We start from the raw sequence: 17,601 nt of genomic DNA on the forward strand, positions 1-17,601 counted from the left end.
ATGATTCCGCTGTCCTTCGCACAACGCCGCATGTGGCTCCTGCACCAGCTGGAGCGAGGGGCGGCGACCTACAACATCTCGGCGGCGTTCCGGCTGACCGGCGCCCTCGACCGGGCCGCCCTCGTGGCGGCGGTCCGCGACGTGGTCGACCGGCACGAGATCCTGCGCACCACCTACGGGACGGACGACGCCGGTGAGCCGCACCCGCGGATCCTGTCGACGGCGCAGGCGGCGCCGCAGGTGCCGGTGATCGACGTGGCACCCGGGGCCGTGGCAGGCGTGATCGAGGAGACCGTCGCGCACCACTTCGACCTCGCGGCCGAACTCCCCTTCAGGGCAACCCTGTTGCGCTGCGCACCCGAGGAGCACGTGCTGGTCCTTGTCGTCCACCACATCGCTTCGGACGGCAGCTCCGGCGCACCCATGATGAGGGACCTCTTCGACGCCTACACCGTCCGCAGGGACGGCCGGGCACCGGCGTGGGAGCCGCTGCCCATCCAGTACAAGGACTACGCGGTGTGGCAGCGCGAGGTGCTCGGCGACGTGGCCGACCCGGGCAGTCTCGCCGCGGCGCAGGTCGAGTACTGGCGCGAGGAGCTGTCAGGGGTCCCGCAGCCACTGAATCTGCCGCTGGACCGGCCGCGGCCCGCCGAGGCCGGTTCGGACGGCGACACGGTCGGCATCGTCGTGGAGCCCGAGGTGGTGGCCGGGCTGCAGCAGCTGGCCGCCGAGCGCGGGACGAGCATGTCGATGCTCATGCAGGCCGCGCTGGCGGTGCTGCTGAGCAAGATCGGCGGCGGGAACGACGTGACGATCGGCTCGCCGATCGCCGGACGGACCGACGAAGCGCTCACCGACCTCATCGGATGCTTCGTCAACACCCAGGTGCTGCGCGCGGACCTCTCCGGCAACCCGACGTTCGCCTCCCTGCTCGCACAGGTGCGGGACAAGTCCCTCGCCGCCTACGAGCACCAGGACGTGCCGTTCGACGTGATCGTCGAGGCGATCAACCCCGAGCGCTCCGCGGCCTACCAGCCGCTGTTCCAGGTGATCTTCGCCTGGCAGAGCTACGAGAAGCCGGACCTCGCGCTCCCCGGCCTCGAGGTGGGCTTCGAGCAGGCCATCCCGTCGACCGCCATGGTCGACCTGACCTTCTTCATGGCCGTGGACGACACGGGAGCACTGCGTGGCGACCTCCAGTACGCCACCAGCCTCTTCGACCGCGCCTCCGCCGAGACGATCGTCGCCCGCCTGGTCCGCGTCCTGGAACAACTGGCCGCCGACCCCGGCGCGCGCGTCAGCGACGTCGACGCGCTGATCGCGGGGGAGCGCGAGCACCTGCTGCCGCGCGCCGACGAGACCGGCACCGACATCCCCGATGCCACCCTGGTCGAGCTGTTCGAACGGCAGGCGGCGCAGCGGGCCGACGCGGTCGCGGTGACCCACGACGGCGCCGCCCACACCTACGGCGAGATCAACGCCCGGGCCAACCGGCTCGCACGCCACCTCGTCGCCGAGGGCGTGGGCCCCGAAACCCTGGTCGGGGTCTGCCTTGACCGCTCCGCCGACCTGGTCGTCGCGCTGCTCGCGGTGCTCAAGGCGGGCGGCGCCTATCTGCCCATCGACCCCGACGCCCCGGCCGACCGCATCGCCTACCTGGTCCAGGACGCCCGCCCGGTCCTGCTGGTCACCAACAGCACCACCGGCGCCGCACAGCACCTGGCCGGGGACCTCCCCGTGGTCCACCTCGACCGCTCCGGGACGACGGACACACAGCCGGCCTCCGACCTCACCGACGCCGAACGCCGGGCGCCCCTGCGCCCCGGCCACCCGGCGTACGTCATCTACACCTCAGGGTCGACCGGCCGCCCCAAGGGCGTCCTGGTCCCGCACCGCAACGTGGTCGGACTCATCGAGGCCACCCGGGACCTCTCCTTCGGCCCGGACGACGTCTGGACCCTCTTCCACTCCTACGCCTTCGACTTCTCGGTGTGGGAGCTGTGGGGGCCGCTGCTGCACGGCGGACGCCTCGTCGTCGTCCCCTACGACACCTCCCGCTCCCCGGCCGACTTCCTCCAGCTGCTCGCCCGCGAACAGGTCACCGTCCTCAACCAGACACCCTCGGCCTTCTACCAGCTCAGCCAGGCCGACGCCGCGGCCCCGGGCAGCGAACTGGCCCTGCGCCTCGTGGTGTTCGGCGGCGAGGCCCTCGACCTGAACCGCCTCACGGACTGGTACGAGCGCCACCCCGCCGACGCGCCGGTGCTGGTGAACATGTACGGCATCACCGAGACCACCGTGCACGTCACCCGCGTCGACCTGGACGAAGGCTCCACCGCCCGCCACCCGGCCGGGGTGATCGGCCGGGCCCTGCCGGGCCTGCGCGCCTACGTCCTGGACGCCCACCTCCAGCCGGTGCCGCCCGGCGTGACCGGCGAGCTGTACGTGGCGGGCTACGGCCTGGCCCGCGGCTACCACGGCCGCCCGGGACTGACCGCCGGACGGTTCGTCGCGTGCCCCTTCGGCGCGGCGGGCGAGCGGATGTACCGCAGCGGCGACCTGGTCCGCCGGGACGGCGACGGCCGGCTGGAGTACGCGGGCCGGGCCGACTCCCAGGTGAAGATCCGCGGTTTCCGGATCGAGCTGGGCGAGATCGAGCAGGCGCTGGCGGGGCACCCGGGCGTGGCGCAGGCGGTGGTCGTGGTGCGCGAGAACCAGGAGGGCGACAAACGCCTCGTGGGATACGCGGTGCCCGGGCCCGGCGCCCCGGCGGCCGACGCCGACGAGCTGAGCGCGTACCTGCGGGAGCGGCTCCCCGACTACATGGTGCCGTCCGCGGTGATCCCGCTGGCGGAGATCCCGCTGACCCCCAACGGAAAGCTCGACCGCCGGGCCCTGCCGTCGGAGGAGACGCGCACGGAGCCCGGCACGGAACCGCGCAACGCCTACGAGGAGAAGCTGTGCGCCCTCTTCGGTGAGCTGCTCGGCCTGGAGAAGGTCGGCATCGACGACGGCTTCTTCGCCCTCGGCGGGCACTCGCTCCTGGCCACCCGGCTCAGCGTCCGCATCCGCAAACAATTCGACATCGACATCCCCATCAGGACGATCATCAGGTACCCCACGGTGGCCGAGCTGGCCGCGCTGATGCTCGCCGGCGGCGTGCCCGACGACGACGCCGACTCGTTCGCGGTCGTGCTGCCCCTGAACAGCGACCCCGGCACGGGCAAGCCCCCGATGTGGTTCTTCCACGGCGGCGGCGGCCTCGGCTGGGCCTACTACAGCTTCGTACTGCACCTGCCCGACCGGCCGGCCTACGCCCTGCAGTCCCGCGGCTCCGACGGCGTGGAGCCGCTGGCGGTCTCCGTCGAGGAGATGATCGACGACTACGTCGGCCAGATGCTGAAGATCCAGCCGGAGGGCCCCTTCCACCTGATCGGCTGGTCCTACGGCGGCAGCGTCGTGCAGGCCGTCGCGGCGGCGCTCGACGGGCTCGGGCACGAGGTCGCCCTCGTGGCCGTCCTGGACGCCCAGCCGGGCGGCCACGGATTCACGGAGGTGCACGCCGGCAAGGACTCGTCGGACTACCGGGCGGAGCTGGAGGACGACTTCAGCCAGTACATCCGCACCGGCAACCGGCAGGGCTTCCTGGACACCATGTCGAAGGTTCTGGCCAACAACACGTCGCTGATGATGGATTTCGAATCGCCGGTCTACCGAGGCGACGTGCTGTATTTCGACGCGGCGCTCGAAGAGCCCTCGTACGCGCATCTGTGGCGGCCCTACGTCCTCGGCTCCCTGGAGGTGCACGAAGTGCAGGCCACCCACCACGAAATGCACATGCCCGCGCCCGTGGCCGAGTTCTTCGAGGTCATCAACCGCAAGTTGGCGTAGCGGCCGTACACGTATCGACATGCCGAACGAGTGAGGGGAGTTGACCGTGGTGACAGGACCCGGCACAGCCGCGGACCGACCGGACCGGACCACGCTGCTGTGCGTCCCGTTCGCCGGAGCGGGACCGTCGTTCTTCCATCCGTGGCAGGCCCTGGCCGGCGACCGGTGGCGGGTGACCTCCGTCGAACTGCCCGGCAGGGAGCGGCGGATCCTGGAGACGCCGCACCGCAACGTCGTCGAGGCGGCCAAGGAATCGGTCGACGACATCGTCGCGGACCTCGGCGCGGGGGCCCGGACCGTGCTCTTCGGGCACAGCCTCGGCGCGGTGCTCGCGTACGAACTGGTGCACCTGCTGAGCACCCGCGGCGTGCACGTCGAGCGGCTGGTCGTCAGCGGCTCGCCGGGGCCGTGGACCCAGCGCGAGCGGCGGGCGGCGGGGCTGCCGGACGAGGAGTTCCTCGCCAGGGTCGAGGAGTTCGCCGGGTTCCGGCACGAGGCGCTCGACCACCCGGAGATGCGGGAGCTGATCCTCCCCGCGCTCCAGGCCGACTGCGAGATGCACGAGAGCTACGTGCCGAGCACCGACGAACCGGTGTCGGTCCCCATCTGCTCGCTGCGGGGCGGCTCCGACGGGCTGGTCACCGCGGAGGAGGCCGGGCAGTGGCAGGCGGCGACCACGGCCGCGTTCAGCTATGCGGAGTTCCCGGGCGACCACATGTACCTGGTCGACAGCGCCCGCGAGGTGCTGGACGCGATCGAGGCGCAGTCGGCGCCCGCCCGCTAGCGGGCCCGCAGGCCGCGACGAACGCGACGAAGAGGCCGCCAGGACCACAACCGGTCCTGGCGGCCTCTTCGTCGCACGGGCCCCGCGGCGGGTCAGCCCTGCCGGGCCGGGCCGAACCAGGTGGCGAGGGCGGTCCGCAGCCCCGCGATGTCGGGTGCGCCGTCGGTGGCTGACGCCCAGGCGACGTGGCCGTCGGGGCGGATCAGGAGCGCCGCGGGCGCGGGCACCTCGTCGATGGCCGGGACGGGCCAGTGGTCGTCCTCGCTCCGCGCCTCGACCAGGTCGACACGGTCGGACCAGCCCGCGGCGGCCGCGCCGACCCCGGCGCCGCCGCACAGGTCGAGCAGGACCGGGCGGCCGGCGTGCAGCAGTTCGTAGACCCGGGTGGCGCCCCCGGACGTCTTGAGGTCGGCGTCGGGGACCCGGCGGCCTGCCAGCGGGTGGTCACCGTCGGCCGGGTACCGGATGTCCAGCGCGGTGAGCATGTTCCGCAGCTGACGGTTGACGTCGTCGAAGACCAGCAGCGACCCGAACACCTCGCGCAGCGCGTCCGTCTGCGGGCCGGGCCGGGCCAGGGCCGACTGCGCCCGCGTGTTGTGCAGCACGCGCTCCGCGACGGGGTGGCGCTCGGCGTGATAGCTGTCCAGCAGGCTCTCCGGGGCCCGGCCGCGCACCACGGAGGCCAGCTTCCAGCCGAGGTTGACCGCGTCCTGCATCCCCATGTTCAGGCCCTGCCCGCCGGCCGGGAAGTGGATGTGCGCCGCGTCGCCCGCCAGCAGCACCCGGCCCGCCCGGTACCGGTCGGCCTGCCGCGCCGCGTCGTTGAACCGGGAGACCCAGCGCGGGCTGTGCATGCCGTAGTCGGTGCCCGCGAGCCTGACCAGCGACTCCCGCAGCTGCTCGAACGTCGGGGGGTCGTCGCGGTCCGCGACACGGCCGTAGTCGGAGGTGATCACCCGGAACCAGCCCGGCTCGAAGGCGATCGCCGAATAGTCGCCGCCCGGACCGCGCCGCACCCACACGTACTCCTCGGTCAGCCCGGGGAGTTCGACGTCACCGATCAGCGCGGTCATCGTCGCCTCCGTGCCGGGGAAGCCGATGCCCGCCAGCTTGCGCACGGTGCTGCGCCCGCCGTCGCAGCCCACCAGGTAGCGGGCGCGCAATGTCGCAGGCGCGGCCCCCGCCGTGTCCAGCTCGACCGTCACACCGGCCTCGTCCTGGCGGACCCCGCTCACCCCCGCCGACCTGCGCACCCGCACCCCGAGCTCGGCGGCCCACTCCTCCAGGAGCCGCTCGATGGTGGACTGCAGGATCATCAGCGGGTAAGGGTGCCGGGACTCGAACTCGTCGAAGTCCAGGTAGAGGCCGGAGAAGTGGCCCACCGGCTGCAGTTCACCGGCCGCCAGGAAACGCTCCACCACCCCGCGCTGGTCCAGCACCTCAAGGGTGCGCGAGTGCATCCCGCCGGCCCGCGACTCGCCCGTGCGCTCCGCGAGCCGCTCGACCACCGTCACGTCGACGCCCGCGAGGCGCAGTTCACAGGCGAGCATCAGGCCCGTCGGCCCGGCGCCCGCGATCACCACATCCGTGTCCATCCCGGTATGTCCCACGTCGTTCCCCTCGCTCCTGCCCCTGCGGCGGCTTGTCGTTCCCGCGCCCGCGGCGGTTTCGGGCCACCACGCCGTCGGACGTGCCTTGTCCCGCCGGCGGGACGGTTCTCACGGGTGTTCCGGGGCGTCAGCATGCGGGCCCGCCGGGCCGCCCTCAAGCCCATCGGACCCGCGGACGCCCGGGGCCCCCGGCCCGGTGCGGGCGGCCGTGAACGCGCGGCACACTCCAGTCGGCCATTCCGAGAAGGTGTCTCGCCGGCGGGACAGTGCAGGAAGGAACGACTGGCAATGGATGGGTCGCCGCACGTGGTCCGGGTTTCACTGGCGCAGGAGATAGCGGAGCTGTGGAAGGAACACCTCGACTGCCCCGACGTCGGGGTGGACGACGACTTCTTCGCGCTCGGCGGGAACTCGCTGACCGGAATCAAAATCATCGACCGGGTGTCGCAGGAGTACGGCGTCCGGCTCTCCGTACGCGACTTCTACCTCGCGCAGACCCCGGCCCGGGTCGCCGGGCTGATCGAGCAGGGGAGGGCAGGGGCGTGCGGCTGACGCCGGGCGCCGGGCGCGACCCCGACCTCGACGGCGTCGACCTGCTCGACCTGGACCTCTACACCTCGGGCGATCCGCACCCGGTCTGGGAGGTGATGCGGGCGAAGGCACCCCTGCACCATCAAGTCCTCCCCGACGGGCGGGAGTTCTGGTCGGTGACCCGCTACGAGGACGTCTGCCGCGTACTCGGCGATCACCGGGAGTTCACCTCGGAGCGCGGCACGGTCCCCACCCACCTCGGGACGGACGACGTCGCGGCGGGCGTGCTGATGACGTCCACCGACCCGCCCCGCCACACCGAGGTCCGCCGCCCGCTCGGCGCCCGGCTCACCGCGCGGGCGGTGAGATCCTGGGAGGAGAGCATCCGCTCCACGATCCGGCGCTTCCTCGAACCGGCCCTCGACGGCGAACCCTTCGACCTGGCCGAGCGGGCGCTGCTCCTGCCGGCGATGGTCACCGGCCCGCTCCTCGGCATCCCGGAGCAGGACTGGGAGGAGCTGGTGCGGCTGACCGCGATGGTGACGGCCCCCTCGGACCCGCACTTCCGGCTCGGCAGCGAGGCGGCCACGCTGGCCATCGCGCACCACGAACTCGTCGGCTACGTCAAGGAATGGGTCACGACCCGGCGCGCCGACGGGGGCGGGGACGAGAGCCTGCTCCACCACCTCATGAGCGTCCGGCCGGGCGGCGCCCCCCTCACCGACGAGGAGATCGCCCTCGACGGCTACAGCATCCTGCTGGGCGCCAACGTGACGACACCGCACACCGTCTCCGGCACGGTGCACGCCCTCATCGAGCGGCCCGAGCAGTTCGAGAAGGCGCAGGCCGACCCGACCCTGGTCCCCAACCTGGTCGAGGAGGGACTGCGCTGGACCTCGGCCGCCTGCAACTTCATGCGGTACGCGGTGGACGACGTGGAGATCGCCGGGGGCACCGTCCCGGCCGGCGGCGCGGTCGTCGCCTGGATCGGCTCCGCCAACCGGGACGAGGCACAGTTCCCCGACCCGCACACCTTCGACCTCACGCGGAGCAACGCCAAGCGCCACGTCGCCTTCGGGTTCGGGCCGCACTTCTGCATCGGCGCACCGCTGGCCCGGCTGACCCTGCGCGTCTTCTTCGAGGAACTGCTCCAGGGCTTCGGCTCGCTCGAACTCGCCGGCGAACCGGAGCACCTGCGGTCGTACTTCATCGCCGGGACGACCCACCTTCCCCTCGTCGCCCAGAAACGGCGGTTGCCATGACCTCCGGCTCCACCACCGCCTCCCCGTGGTTCGTCCGGCCGCCGGGCAGCGACCACCCCGCCCGGCTCTTCTGCTTCCCCTTCGCCGGGTCAGGGGCGTCGGTGTTCAGCGCCTGGCCGGCCGCCCTCGACGACATCGAGGTCTGCCCGGTGCAGTTCCCCGGCCGGGAGAACCGCCTCGGCCACCCCCACTACGGCACCTACGAGAACCTCGCCGCCGACCTGGCCGAGACCCTGGAGCCGCTGCTCGACCGGCCGTACGCGTTCTTCGCGCACTGCGCGGGCGCGCTGCCCGCCTACGAGACCGTGCTCCGGCTCGCCGAGCGCGGCCTGCCCACCCCGGACCGCCTGTTCGTGTCGGGCCAGCCCGCGCCGCACGACGCCGCACGCGACCGGATGCTCACCCTCACCGAGGACGAACTGCGCGCCGAGGTCGAGGCGTTCGTCCGCGGCCGGGGCATCGAACCCCGCCCCGACATCCTCGACCTGGGCCTCATGGTGCTGCTGCGCGACCACGCGGCCGCGGCCGCCTACCGGCGCACCGAGCCGGTCGCGGTCGACTGCCCCGTCGTCGTCCTGCACTGGCGGGACGACCCCGACGTGCGCCTCGACCAGCTCCAGGGGTGGCGCCCGTACGCGGAGCGGGTCGAGTTCCGGGGGGTCGACGGCGGCCACTACGACTTCATGGACGCGCCGGACGGGCTGCGGACCCTGCTCACCGGCTGGCGGTGAGCCCGTGCCGCCACCCGTCACAGCCGTACACCGACAGAACCGGAAGGAACGCGTATGAGTGGCGCAGCCACCGACACCGCCGACACCGCCGGCGTCGCCGTCATCGGGGTGTCGTGCCGCTTTCCTGGTGTGCGGGGCCCGGCCGAGTTCTGGCGCCTGCTGCTGGAGGGGAGGTCGACCATCGGGACGTTCCCCGGGCAGCGGGCGGCCGACGCGCGGTCGGCGTACGCCTCCCACCCGGACGCCGCGACCCTGCGCGCGGGCTCCTTCTTCGACAGCGTCGACGGGTTCGACGCCGCCTTCTTCGGCGCGGCCCCGGAGGAGGCGGCCGCCATGGACCCCGTGCAGCGGCTCGGCCTCGAACTCGCCTGGGAGGCCGTCGAGGACGCCCGCACACCGGCGGGCGCGCTCGCCGGCCGGGAGATCGACGTCGTGGTCGGCGCGGCGCCCTCCGGGTACGAGCTGCTGCGCCGACTGTCCGGCAGCGACCGGGACGACCCGCACGCCGTGCTCGGCACCGGCGGCGCGCTGATCGCCAACCGGATCTCGAACTTCCTCGACGTGCGGGGCATGAGCTTCTGCGCGGACTCCGGCCAGTCCTCCTCCCTGGTCTCCCTTGCGCTGGCGTGCGACCGGATACGGGCCGGCGCCGTCGACGTGGCGCTCGCAGGCGGCGTACACCTGATCGTCGACCCCGAGGCCGGGGCCGGCCTGGCCAACCTGGGCGCCCTGTCGCCCGACGGCCGCTGCTTCCCCTTCGACGCACGGGCCAACGGCTTCATCCGGGGCGAGGGCGGGGCGTTCGTCCTGCTGAAGCGGCTCGACCTCGCCCTCGCCGACGGCGATCACGTCTACGCGGTGGTGCGCGGCTGGGGCGTCGCAGGCGCCGGCGCGTCCTCCCGGCTGCCGGACCCCAGCCCCACCGGGCAGGCGGCGGCCGTCCTGGCCGCGCTCGCCCGCGCGGGGACCGACTTCGACGGCGTCGACTACGTCGAGGCCCACGGCACCGGCACCCGGCTCGGCGACCCGGCCGAGCTGACCGGCCTGCGCGAGGTGTTCCGGGCGACCGGCCGCGACCGCCCCCTGGCCATCGGCTCGGTGAAGGCGAACGTCGGACACCTGGAACCGGCCGCGGGGATCGTCGGCTTCGTGAAAGCCGCGCTCTGCGTGGACCGCGCGCGGCTGGTCCCGAGCCCGGGCTTCCGCTCCCCGAACCCCGCCGTCCCGGACTTCCAGGACGACTTCGAGGTACTCAGGGCCGCGCGCCCCTGGCCAGGCGAGCCGGACCGGCCGCGCCGGGCGGGGGTCTCCTCCATCGGGATGGGCGGCACCAGCGCGCACGTGATCCTCGAACAGGCCCCCGCCGTCCCGGCCCGACCCCCCCTCGGACAGGCGGGGCCGGGGCCCGCGGCCCTCTCCCTCGGGGCGGCGCCGTGGGTACTGTCGGCGCACTCCGAACCCGCCCTGCGGGAACAGGCGGCACGGCTGCGCGACCACGTGGCCGCCGACGCCTCGCTCCCGGCGACGGACGTGGCGTACTCCCTGGTGTCGACCCGCACATCGTTCGAGCACCGGGCCGTGGTCATCGCAGGCGACCGCGAGGAGGCGCTGGCCGGCCTCGACCTGGTGGCGGCGGGCGAGAACGCGGCGCGGGCGGTGCGCGGCGCGGCCACGGGGAGCGTGGGACCGGTCGTCTTCGTCTTCCCCGGCCAGGGCTCGCAGTGGCTGGGCATGGGCAAGCGGCTCTACGCCGAGTCCGAGGTCTTCGCGCGCGGGATCGACGCGTGCGCCCGGGCACTGGAACCGTGGCTGGACTGGTCGCTGGTGGACCTGGTGACCGGGGCGCCGTCGGCGCCCTCCCTCGAACGCGGGGACGCCGTGGTCCAGCCCGCCCTGTTCGCGATGATGGTCTCCCTGGCACGGGTGTGGCGGTCCCTGGGGGTGGTCCCCGACGCGGTGGTCGGGCACTCGCAGGGAGAGATCGCCGCGGCCTGTGCGGCGGGCGCGCTCTCGCTGGAGGACGCGGCGCGGATCGTCGCCCTGCGCAGCCGGGCCCTGACCGCCCTCGCCGGGCAGGGCGGCCTGAGCGCGGTGGCCGCGCCGCTGAGCCAGGTCGAGGAACGGTTGGCCCGGTGGCCAGGGCGGCTCTCCGTGGGCGCGGTCAACGGGCCGGCCTCCGTGGTGATCTCCGGGGACCTCGACGCGCTCGACGAGTTCGCCGCGTCGGCGGCCGCCGACGGAGTCCGGGTGCGCCGGGTCAGGATCGACTACGCCTCCCACTCCCACCAGGTCGAACGCATCCGTGAGCAGGTGCTGGAGGCCGCCGCCGGTGTCACGCCGCGACGGACCGAGGTGGAGTTCCACTCCACGGTCACCGCGGGGCCGCTCGACACCCGGCTGCTCGACGCCTCGTACTGGTACGACAACCTGCGCTCGACGGTGCGTTTCGGCGAGGTCGTCGGGGAGCTGATGCGGGCGCGCGGCGGGGTGTTCGTCGAGGTCAGCCCGCATCCCGTGCTCCAGGTCGCGATGGCGGAGGCCGCGGACGCGCTGGCGAGCCCGCCCCTGGTGGTGCCCACCCTGAGCAGGCACGACGGGGGCGCGGGCACGATCCTGGCGTCGCTGGCCGAACTGCACGTGCGGGGTGCGCCGGTGGACTGGGAGGCGGTGTTCGCCGCGGACCGCCCGCGCCGCGTCGCCCTGCCGGCCTACGCGTTCCAGCGGCAGCGGTACTGGCTGACGGCGCCCACCGGCACCGGCCCCACCGACACCGGCCCCACCGGCGCCGGGACGAGCCCGCCGGACGCGCGCGCCGGGGCGGCGGACCTGAGCTCGGAGGCATCGCTTCTGACGCTCGTCTGTGCCGAGACGGCCGTGGTGCTGGGCGTGAAGGACGCGGACCCGGCCGGCGCGGATCTCGCGGCCAGGGCGGCCGAGCCCTTCAAGGATCTCGGCTTCGACTCCCCGATGGCCGTGGCGCTGCGCAACCGGCTCACCGCGGCGACCGGCATCCGGCTCCCGGCCACCGTCGCCTTCACCCATCCCACCCCGCGCAGGCTCGCCCAGCACCTCTTCTCCCTCCTCGGACCGGGGGGGCCCGAAGCGCCGCCGGAACCGGGAGCGGAAGCGGGTCCTGAGAGTCGTAGTGACGACGACCTGTACGCGCTGATCGACCGCGGATACGTGTAGCCGCACCCGTTCTTCCGAGCAACCGTTGAGGGGAGGCCCCTGGTGGAGGATGTCGACAAGCTCCGGTCCTACTTGCGCCGTGCCGTCGGTGACGCGACGCAACTGCGCGAGCGAGTAAGGGAGTTGGAGGAGTCCGCGCGCGAGCCCATCGCGGTCGTGGGCGTGGCGTGCCGCTTCCCGGGCGGGGTGATGTCCCCCGAGGGGCTGTGGGACGTCGTGGCCGGCGAGGTCGACGCGATGAGCGACTTCCCGCAGGACCGCGGGTGGGACATGGCGGCGCTGCGCTCCCCGGACCCCGGGGCGCACGGCACGACGTACACGCGCTCGGGCGGATTCCTGCGGGACCTCGCGGAGTTCGACGCGCCGTTCTTCGGCATCAGCCCGCGCGAGGCCCTCGCCATGGACCCGCAGCAGCGGCTGATGCTGGAGACGTCCTGGGAGGCGCTGGAACGGGCGGGCATCGACCCGGCCGGGCTGCGGGACTCGGCGACCGGGGTCTTCACCGGCGTCTACGCCGTCGACTACGGCCCGCGGATGGGCGGCGCGGCGGCCGGCGAGGTGGAGGGCTTCGCGCTCACGGGGACGTACACCAGCGTCGCCGCGGGCCGGGTGGCGTACACGCTGGGGCTGCGGGGCCCGGCGCTGGCCACCGACACCGCGTGCTCGTCGTCGCTGGTCGCCGTCCACCAGGCCGTACGGTCCCTGCGCTCGGGCGAAACCACCCTGGCGCTGGCCGGCGGGGTCTCGGCGCTGTCGACACCGGGGCTGCTGGTGGAACTCTCCCGGCAGCGGGGTCTGTCCGCCGACGGCCGGTGCAAGGCGTTCGCGGAGGCGGCGGACGGCACCGGCTTCGCCGAGGGCGCGGGCGTGCTGGTCCTGGAGCGGCTGTCGGACGCGCGGCGCAACGGGCGCCGGATCTGGGCGGTGATCCGCGGCTCGGCGATCAACCAGGACGGGGCGTCCAACGGACTGACCGCCCCCAACGAGCTGGCGCAGCGCGACGTCATCCGGGCGGCGCTGGCCGATGCTGGTCTGCGGACGGGCGACGTGGACGTGGTGGAGGCGCACGGCACCGGCACCAGGCTCGGCGACCCCATGGAGGCGGAGGCGCTGCTGGCCACGTACGGGCAGGGGCGGGAGCCGGGCGGCGACCCGCTGTGGCTGGGGTCGCTGAAGTCGAACATCGGGCACACGCAGGCGGCGGCCGGGGTCGGCGGCATGATCAAGATGATCATGGCGATGCGGCACGGGGTGCTGCCCAGGACGCTGCACGTGGACCGTCCCTCGACGCACGTGGACTGGTCGGCCGGTGCGGTCGAGCTGCTGACCGGGGCCAGAGAGTGGAGCACCGCGCCCGACCGGCCCCGGCGGGCCGGCGTGTCCGCCTTCGGGATCAGCGGCACGAACGCACACCTGATCCTGGAGCAGGCACCCCCGCCCCGGCCCTCCGAGCACACGCCCGGGGACGCGTCCCCGGGGCCGGTGCCGTGGGTGCTGTCCGCCCGCTCCGAACCCGCCCTGCGGGACCAGGCGCGGCGGCTGCGGGACCACGTGGCCGCGGACCCGGAGCTGACGCCCGCCGCCGTCGGGCAGGCGCTGACCACGACACGCTCGCTGTTCGAGCACCGCCAGGTGGTCGTCGGCGCGGACCGCGAAGGACTCCTCGCCGCCCTGGACGCCGTCGCCGCGGGCGACGACAGCGGACCCGCCGGCCCGGTGAGCGGTGTCGCGAAACCGGTGGGCAGGACGGTGTTCGTCTTCCCCGGCCAGGGCTCCCAGTGGGTCGGGATGGGGCAGGAACTGGTGGCGGCCTCCCCGGCGTTCGCGGCGCGGATGCGGGAGTGCGCCGACGCGCTGTCGCCCTACGTGGACTGGTCCCTCCTCGACGTGCTCGGCGACGCGGACGCGCTGGAGCGGGTGGACGTCGTCCAGCCCGTGCTGTGGGCCGTCATGGTGTCACTGGCCGAGGTGTGGCGCTCGTACGGGGTGCGCCCCGAGGCGGTGGTCGGCCACTCGCAGGGCGAGATCGCGGCCGCGTGCGTCGCGGGCGCCCTCTCGATCGAGGACGCCGCGAAGGTGGTCGCCCTGCGCTCCAAGGCGATCCTGGCGCTGTCCGGACGCGGCGGCATGGTCTCGCTCGCGCTGCCGGTCGACGACGTGCGGGCCCGGCTCACCGGCGGCCTCTCGATCGCGACGGTCAACGGGCCCGGATCCGTGGTCGTCTCGGGCGACGTGCCCGCACTGGACGCGCTGCTCGCCGCGTGCGAGGCGGACGGGGTCAGGGCCCGCCGCCTGCCGGTGGACTACGCCTCGCACTCGGCCCACGTGGAGGCCGTCCACGACGAACTGAGCCGGGTACTGGCCGGACTCGAACCGCGTACGGCCGAGGTGCCGTTCTTCTCGACGGTGACGGCCGACTGGCTGGACACGCGCGGCCTCGACGCCGAGTACTGGTACGGCAACCTGCGCCGCACGGTCCGCTTCGAGGAGGCCACCCGGGCCCTGGCCGGACAGGGCTTCCGCTTCTTCGTCGAGGCGTCCGCCCACCCGGTCCTGACGCCCGGCGTGGAACAGACCCTGGACGACGCGGGCATCGACGGCGCCGTCCTGGGCACGCTGCGCCGCGGCGAGGGCGGCCTCGCGCGGTGGTACCGCTCGGCGGCCGAGGCCTTCGTGGCGGGCGTCGCCGTGTCGTGGCAGGCGGCGTTCCCTGCGGGCGACCACCACTGGGCCGAGCTGCCCACGTACGCCTTCCAGCGGCAGCGCTACTGGCTGAACGCGCCCACCGAGACGACGACCGCCGCGAGCACGGCGGACCATCCGCTGCTCGACGCCGTGATCGAGCTGCCCGGCGACGAGGAGCGGGGCGGGATCGCGGCCGGCGGGCGCCTGTCGCTGGAGCGCCACCCCTGGCTCGCCGACCACGCCGTCCACGGAGCTGTCGTGGTGCCGGCCACGGTGCTGATGGAGCTGGCCGCGTGGGCGGCGGACAAGGCGGGACACGACGTCATCGACGAACTCACCCTGGAGACACCGCTGGTGCTGCCCCGGACGGGCGACCGCGAGATCCGCGTCGTGCTCGACGCCAAGAACGTGGTCAGCGTGGACTCGCGGGGCGCGGGCGAGACCGGGTGGACGCGCAACGCCGTCGGGGTCGCCGGGTCCGGCACCGGAGCAGACCCCGCGCCGGACGACCTCGCCGTATGGCCCCCGGCGGGCGCGGTGGGCGTGGCCCGCGAGGACGCGTACACCGGGCTGTCCGCACTCGGGTTCCACCACGGGCCCCGGTTCCGCGGCCTGAAGGAGATGTGGCGCCGGGGCGACGTCCTCTTCGCGGAGATCGAGCCGCCCGCCCCCGACGACGCGGACCGGTTCCGGATCCATCCGGCCCTGCTCCAGGCCGCGTTGACCCCGGCAGCCCTCGGGCAGCGCGAGGACGGCTCCGGGGCCGAGGGCCTGCTGCCGTTCCGCTGCACGGGCCTGCGCGTGCACCCCGCCCGGCCGGCCGCGCTCCGCGTACGCCTCGCACCCGCGGGGCGGAACACGCTGTCCGTGACCCTCGCGGACCAGGACGGAACACCGGTCGGCGGCATCACGGCGCTGGAACTGCGGCCCGTGGACGAGGCGGAACTGGCCGAACTGAGCCGCGCCCACGAGGAGTTCCCGTACCAGGACTCCTTGTACCAGGTGGACTGGGTGCCCGTCGCCGTCCCCACCGGCGGGGCCGCGGACCGGCCCGCGATGCTCGGCGCACCCGACACGCCCCTCGCCCTCCTGGCCGGGGGCGGGGCGGTCCACGCCGGCCTGGAGGAACTCGCCGCCGCCGGGGACGGGCCGCCCCCCGTCGTCATCGCCACCGTCGACCGGGCCGGCACCGGCGACGACACACCCGCCGTCGCCGAACGCCAACTCCACCGCGTGCTGCGCTGGACGAGGACCTGGCTCCGCGACGACCGGTTCTCCGACTCGCGCCTGGTCATCGTGGTGCGGGACGCGTGCCTCGACGAGCAGGTGCGCCACCCCGACCCCGTCGCCGCCGCGATCTGGGGGTTCGTGCGCACCGCGCAGACGGAGAACCCCGGCCGGTTCACGCTCCTGGACACGGACGACCGGCCCGCCTCCTGGGCCCGGATCCCGGCGGCGGCCGCGACCGGCGAGGCCCAGCTCAAGATCCGCGACGGCCGCGTCACCACCCCCCGGCTGGCCGTGGCCCCCGGCGCCGGACCCCGCGCCGGGGCGGCGGACGCGCCCGCGCTCGGGTCGGGGACGGTACTGATCACCGGCGGCACCGGCGGCCTGGGCGCACTGCTCGCCCGCCACCTCGTCGACCGGCACGGGGTACGCCGCCTGCTGCTGACCAGCAGGCGCGGGGAGAAGGCCCCGGCGGCGGCGGAGCTGCGGCAGGAACTGACCGGGGCCGGGGCGACGGTCGAGATCGCGGCCTGCGACGTCACGAGCCGCGACGCCGTCGCCGGGCTGATCGCCTCGGTGCCCGCCGAGCACCCCCTGACGGCGGTGATCCACTGCGCGGGGGTGCTGGACGACGGTGTCGTCGGGGCGCTGACCGAGGACCGCCTGGACGCGGTCCTCGCGCCGAAGGTGCGCGGAGCCTGGCACCTGCACGAGCTGACCGCGCACCTCGACCTCTCCGCGTTCGTGCTGTTCTCCTCGGTCGCGAGCGTCCTCGGGACGGCGGGCCAGGCCAACTACGCGGCGGCCAACGCCTTCCTCAACGGTCTCGCGGAGGCCCGCCGGGCCGACGGGCTCCCGGCCGCCGCCCTGTGCTGGGGCCTGTGGGCGGAGCGCAGCGACATGGTCGCCGGCATCGACGAGGCGGACATCGAACGGTTGCGGCGCCAGGGCGTGCTGCCGATGCCGACCCGGCAGGGGCTCGCGCTCTTCGACGCGGCGCTCGCACGGACCGAACCGGTACTGGTACCCGCCCGGCTCGATCCCCCCGCACCGGACGCGTCGCACACCGACCACCTGGCCTCGCCGCTCCTGCGCGGCCTGGCCGGGGCGCCCGCCGGACCGGGCACTGCGGGCAGCCCGGAGCCCACCGGCACCGGCCTCGCCGAGCAGCTGTCCGCGCTGGCGCCGGACGACGCGCGGGCGGCCCTGCTCGACGCCGTCCGGGCGCAGACCGCCACCGTCCTCGGCCACACCGGCACCGGACGGATCGGCGCCACCGCGAGCTTCAAGGAACTGGGGATCAACTCACTCACCGCACTGGACCTGCGCAACAAGCTGGCGGCGGTGACCGGCCTCAAGCTGCCCGCCACGCTCGTCTTCGACCACCCGAACCCGGGCGCCCTCGCCGCGTTCCTGACCACGAGCATCACCCCCGGTCCCGGCGCCGCCCCACGATCCCCGGCCGATCACCTCGCCGAGGAGATCGAAGGACTGGGCGCCCGCATCGAGGACGCGTTCCGCGAACTCGGGGACGAGGACAAGGCCACCCTCTCCGCGCTGCTCGGCGAGGTGCAGGGCCGGGTCCGCTCGATGGCGTCCGCCGGTTCACCGGCCGCCATCGTCGACCAGATCAGTTCGGCCTCGGCGGGAGAGCTCCTCTCGCTCCTGGACAAAGAGCTCGGCTAGAGGAG

Annotated in this window: 7 protein-coding genes and 1 pseudogene; 7 read left to right on the forward strand and 1 reads right to left on the reverse strand. The window is 74.2% G+C overall.

Going from position 1 to position 17,601, the window contains the following annotated elements:
* Both ACZ45E_RS20830 and ACZ45E_RS20835 read left to right on the forward strand, forming a co-directional pair.
* Nucleotides 1-3,891, forward strand: a complete 3,891-nt coding sequence (locus ACZ45E_RS20830) for a non-ribosomal peptide synthetase (protein ID WP_468222559.1) — start codon at nucleotides 1-3, stop codon at nucleotides 3,889-3,891.
* 46 nt (nucleotides 3,892-3,937) lie between these two features.
* Complete coding sequence (locus ACZ45E_RS20835; RefSeq protein WP_468222560.1) at nucleotides 3,938-4,675, forward strand: thioesterase II family protein; 738 nt, start codon at nucleotides 3,938-3,940, stop codon at nucleotides 4,673-4,675.
* Between the two features lie 92 nt (nucleotides 4,676-4,767).
* Here ACZ45E_RS20835 and ACZ45E_RS20840 read toward each other — a convergent pair whose 3' ends face one another.
* Nucleotides 4,768-6,270 carry an FAD-dependent monooxygenase gene (locus ACZ45E_RS20840; protein ID WP_468222603.1) on the reverse strand — a complete coding sequence of 501 codons (1,503 nt, stop codon included), beginning with the start codon at nucleotides 6,268-6,270 and terminating at the stop codon, nucleotides 4,768-4,770.
* 303 nt (nucleotides 6,271-6,573) lie between these two features.
* Here ACZ45E_RS20840 and ACZ45E_RS20845 point away from each other — a divergent pair, with 303 nt between their 5' ends.
* The 5 genes and pseudogenes from ACZ45E_RS20845 to ACZ45E_RS20865 form a co-directional block, all read left to right on the forward strand.
* Nucleotides 6,574-6,837 carry a phosphopantetheine-binding protein gene (locus ACZ45E_RS20845; RefSeq protein ID WP_468222561.1) on the forward strand — a complete coding sequence of 88 codons (264 nt, stop codon included), beginning with the start codon at nucleotides 6,574-6,576 and terminating at the stop codon, nucleotides 6,835-6,837.
* Nucleotides 6,828-8,078: a cytochrome P450 gene (locus ACZ45E_RS20850; RefSeq protein WP_468222563.1), complete on the forward strand. Its 1,251-nt coding sequence runs from the start codon at nucleotides 6,828-6,830 to the stop codon at nucleotides 8,076-8,078. The genes ACZ45E_RS20845 and ACZ45E_RS20850 overlap by 10 nt, the downstream gene beginning before the upstream one ends.
* Entirely contained in the window at nucleotides 8,075-8,809 is a 735-nt protein-coding gene (locus tag ACZ45E_RS20855; RefSeq protein ID WP_468222565.1) for a thioesterase II family protein, read from the forward strand. The genes ACZ45E_RS20850 and ACZ45E_RS20855 overlap by 4 nt, the downstream gene beginning before the upstream one ends.
* A gap of 54 nt (nucleotides 8,810-8,863) precedes the next feature.
* The gene (locus tag ACZ45E_RS20860; protein WP_468222566.1) at nucleotides 8,864-11,998 is read left to right on the forward strand and encodes a type I polyketide synthase; all 3,135 of its coding nucleotides are present in this window, start codon (nucleotides 8,864-8,866) and stop codon (nucleotides 11,996-11,998) included.
* An 87-nt stretch (nucleotides 11,999-12,085) separates the two neighbouring features.
* Nucleotides 12,086-17,596, forward strand: a pseudogene (locus ACZ45E_RS20865) (type I polyketide synthase); the annotation flags it as partial.
* Nucleotides 17,597-17,601: the final 5 nt, after the last annotated feature.

The organism is Streptomyces sp. NPDC030991, from assembly GCF_055571235.1.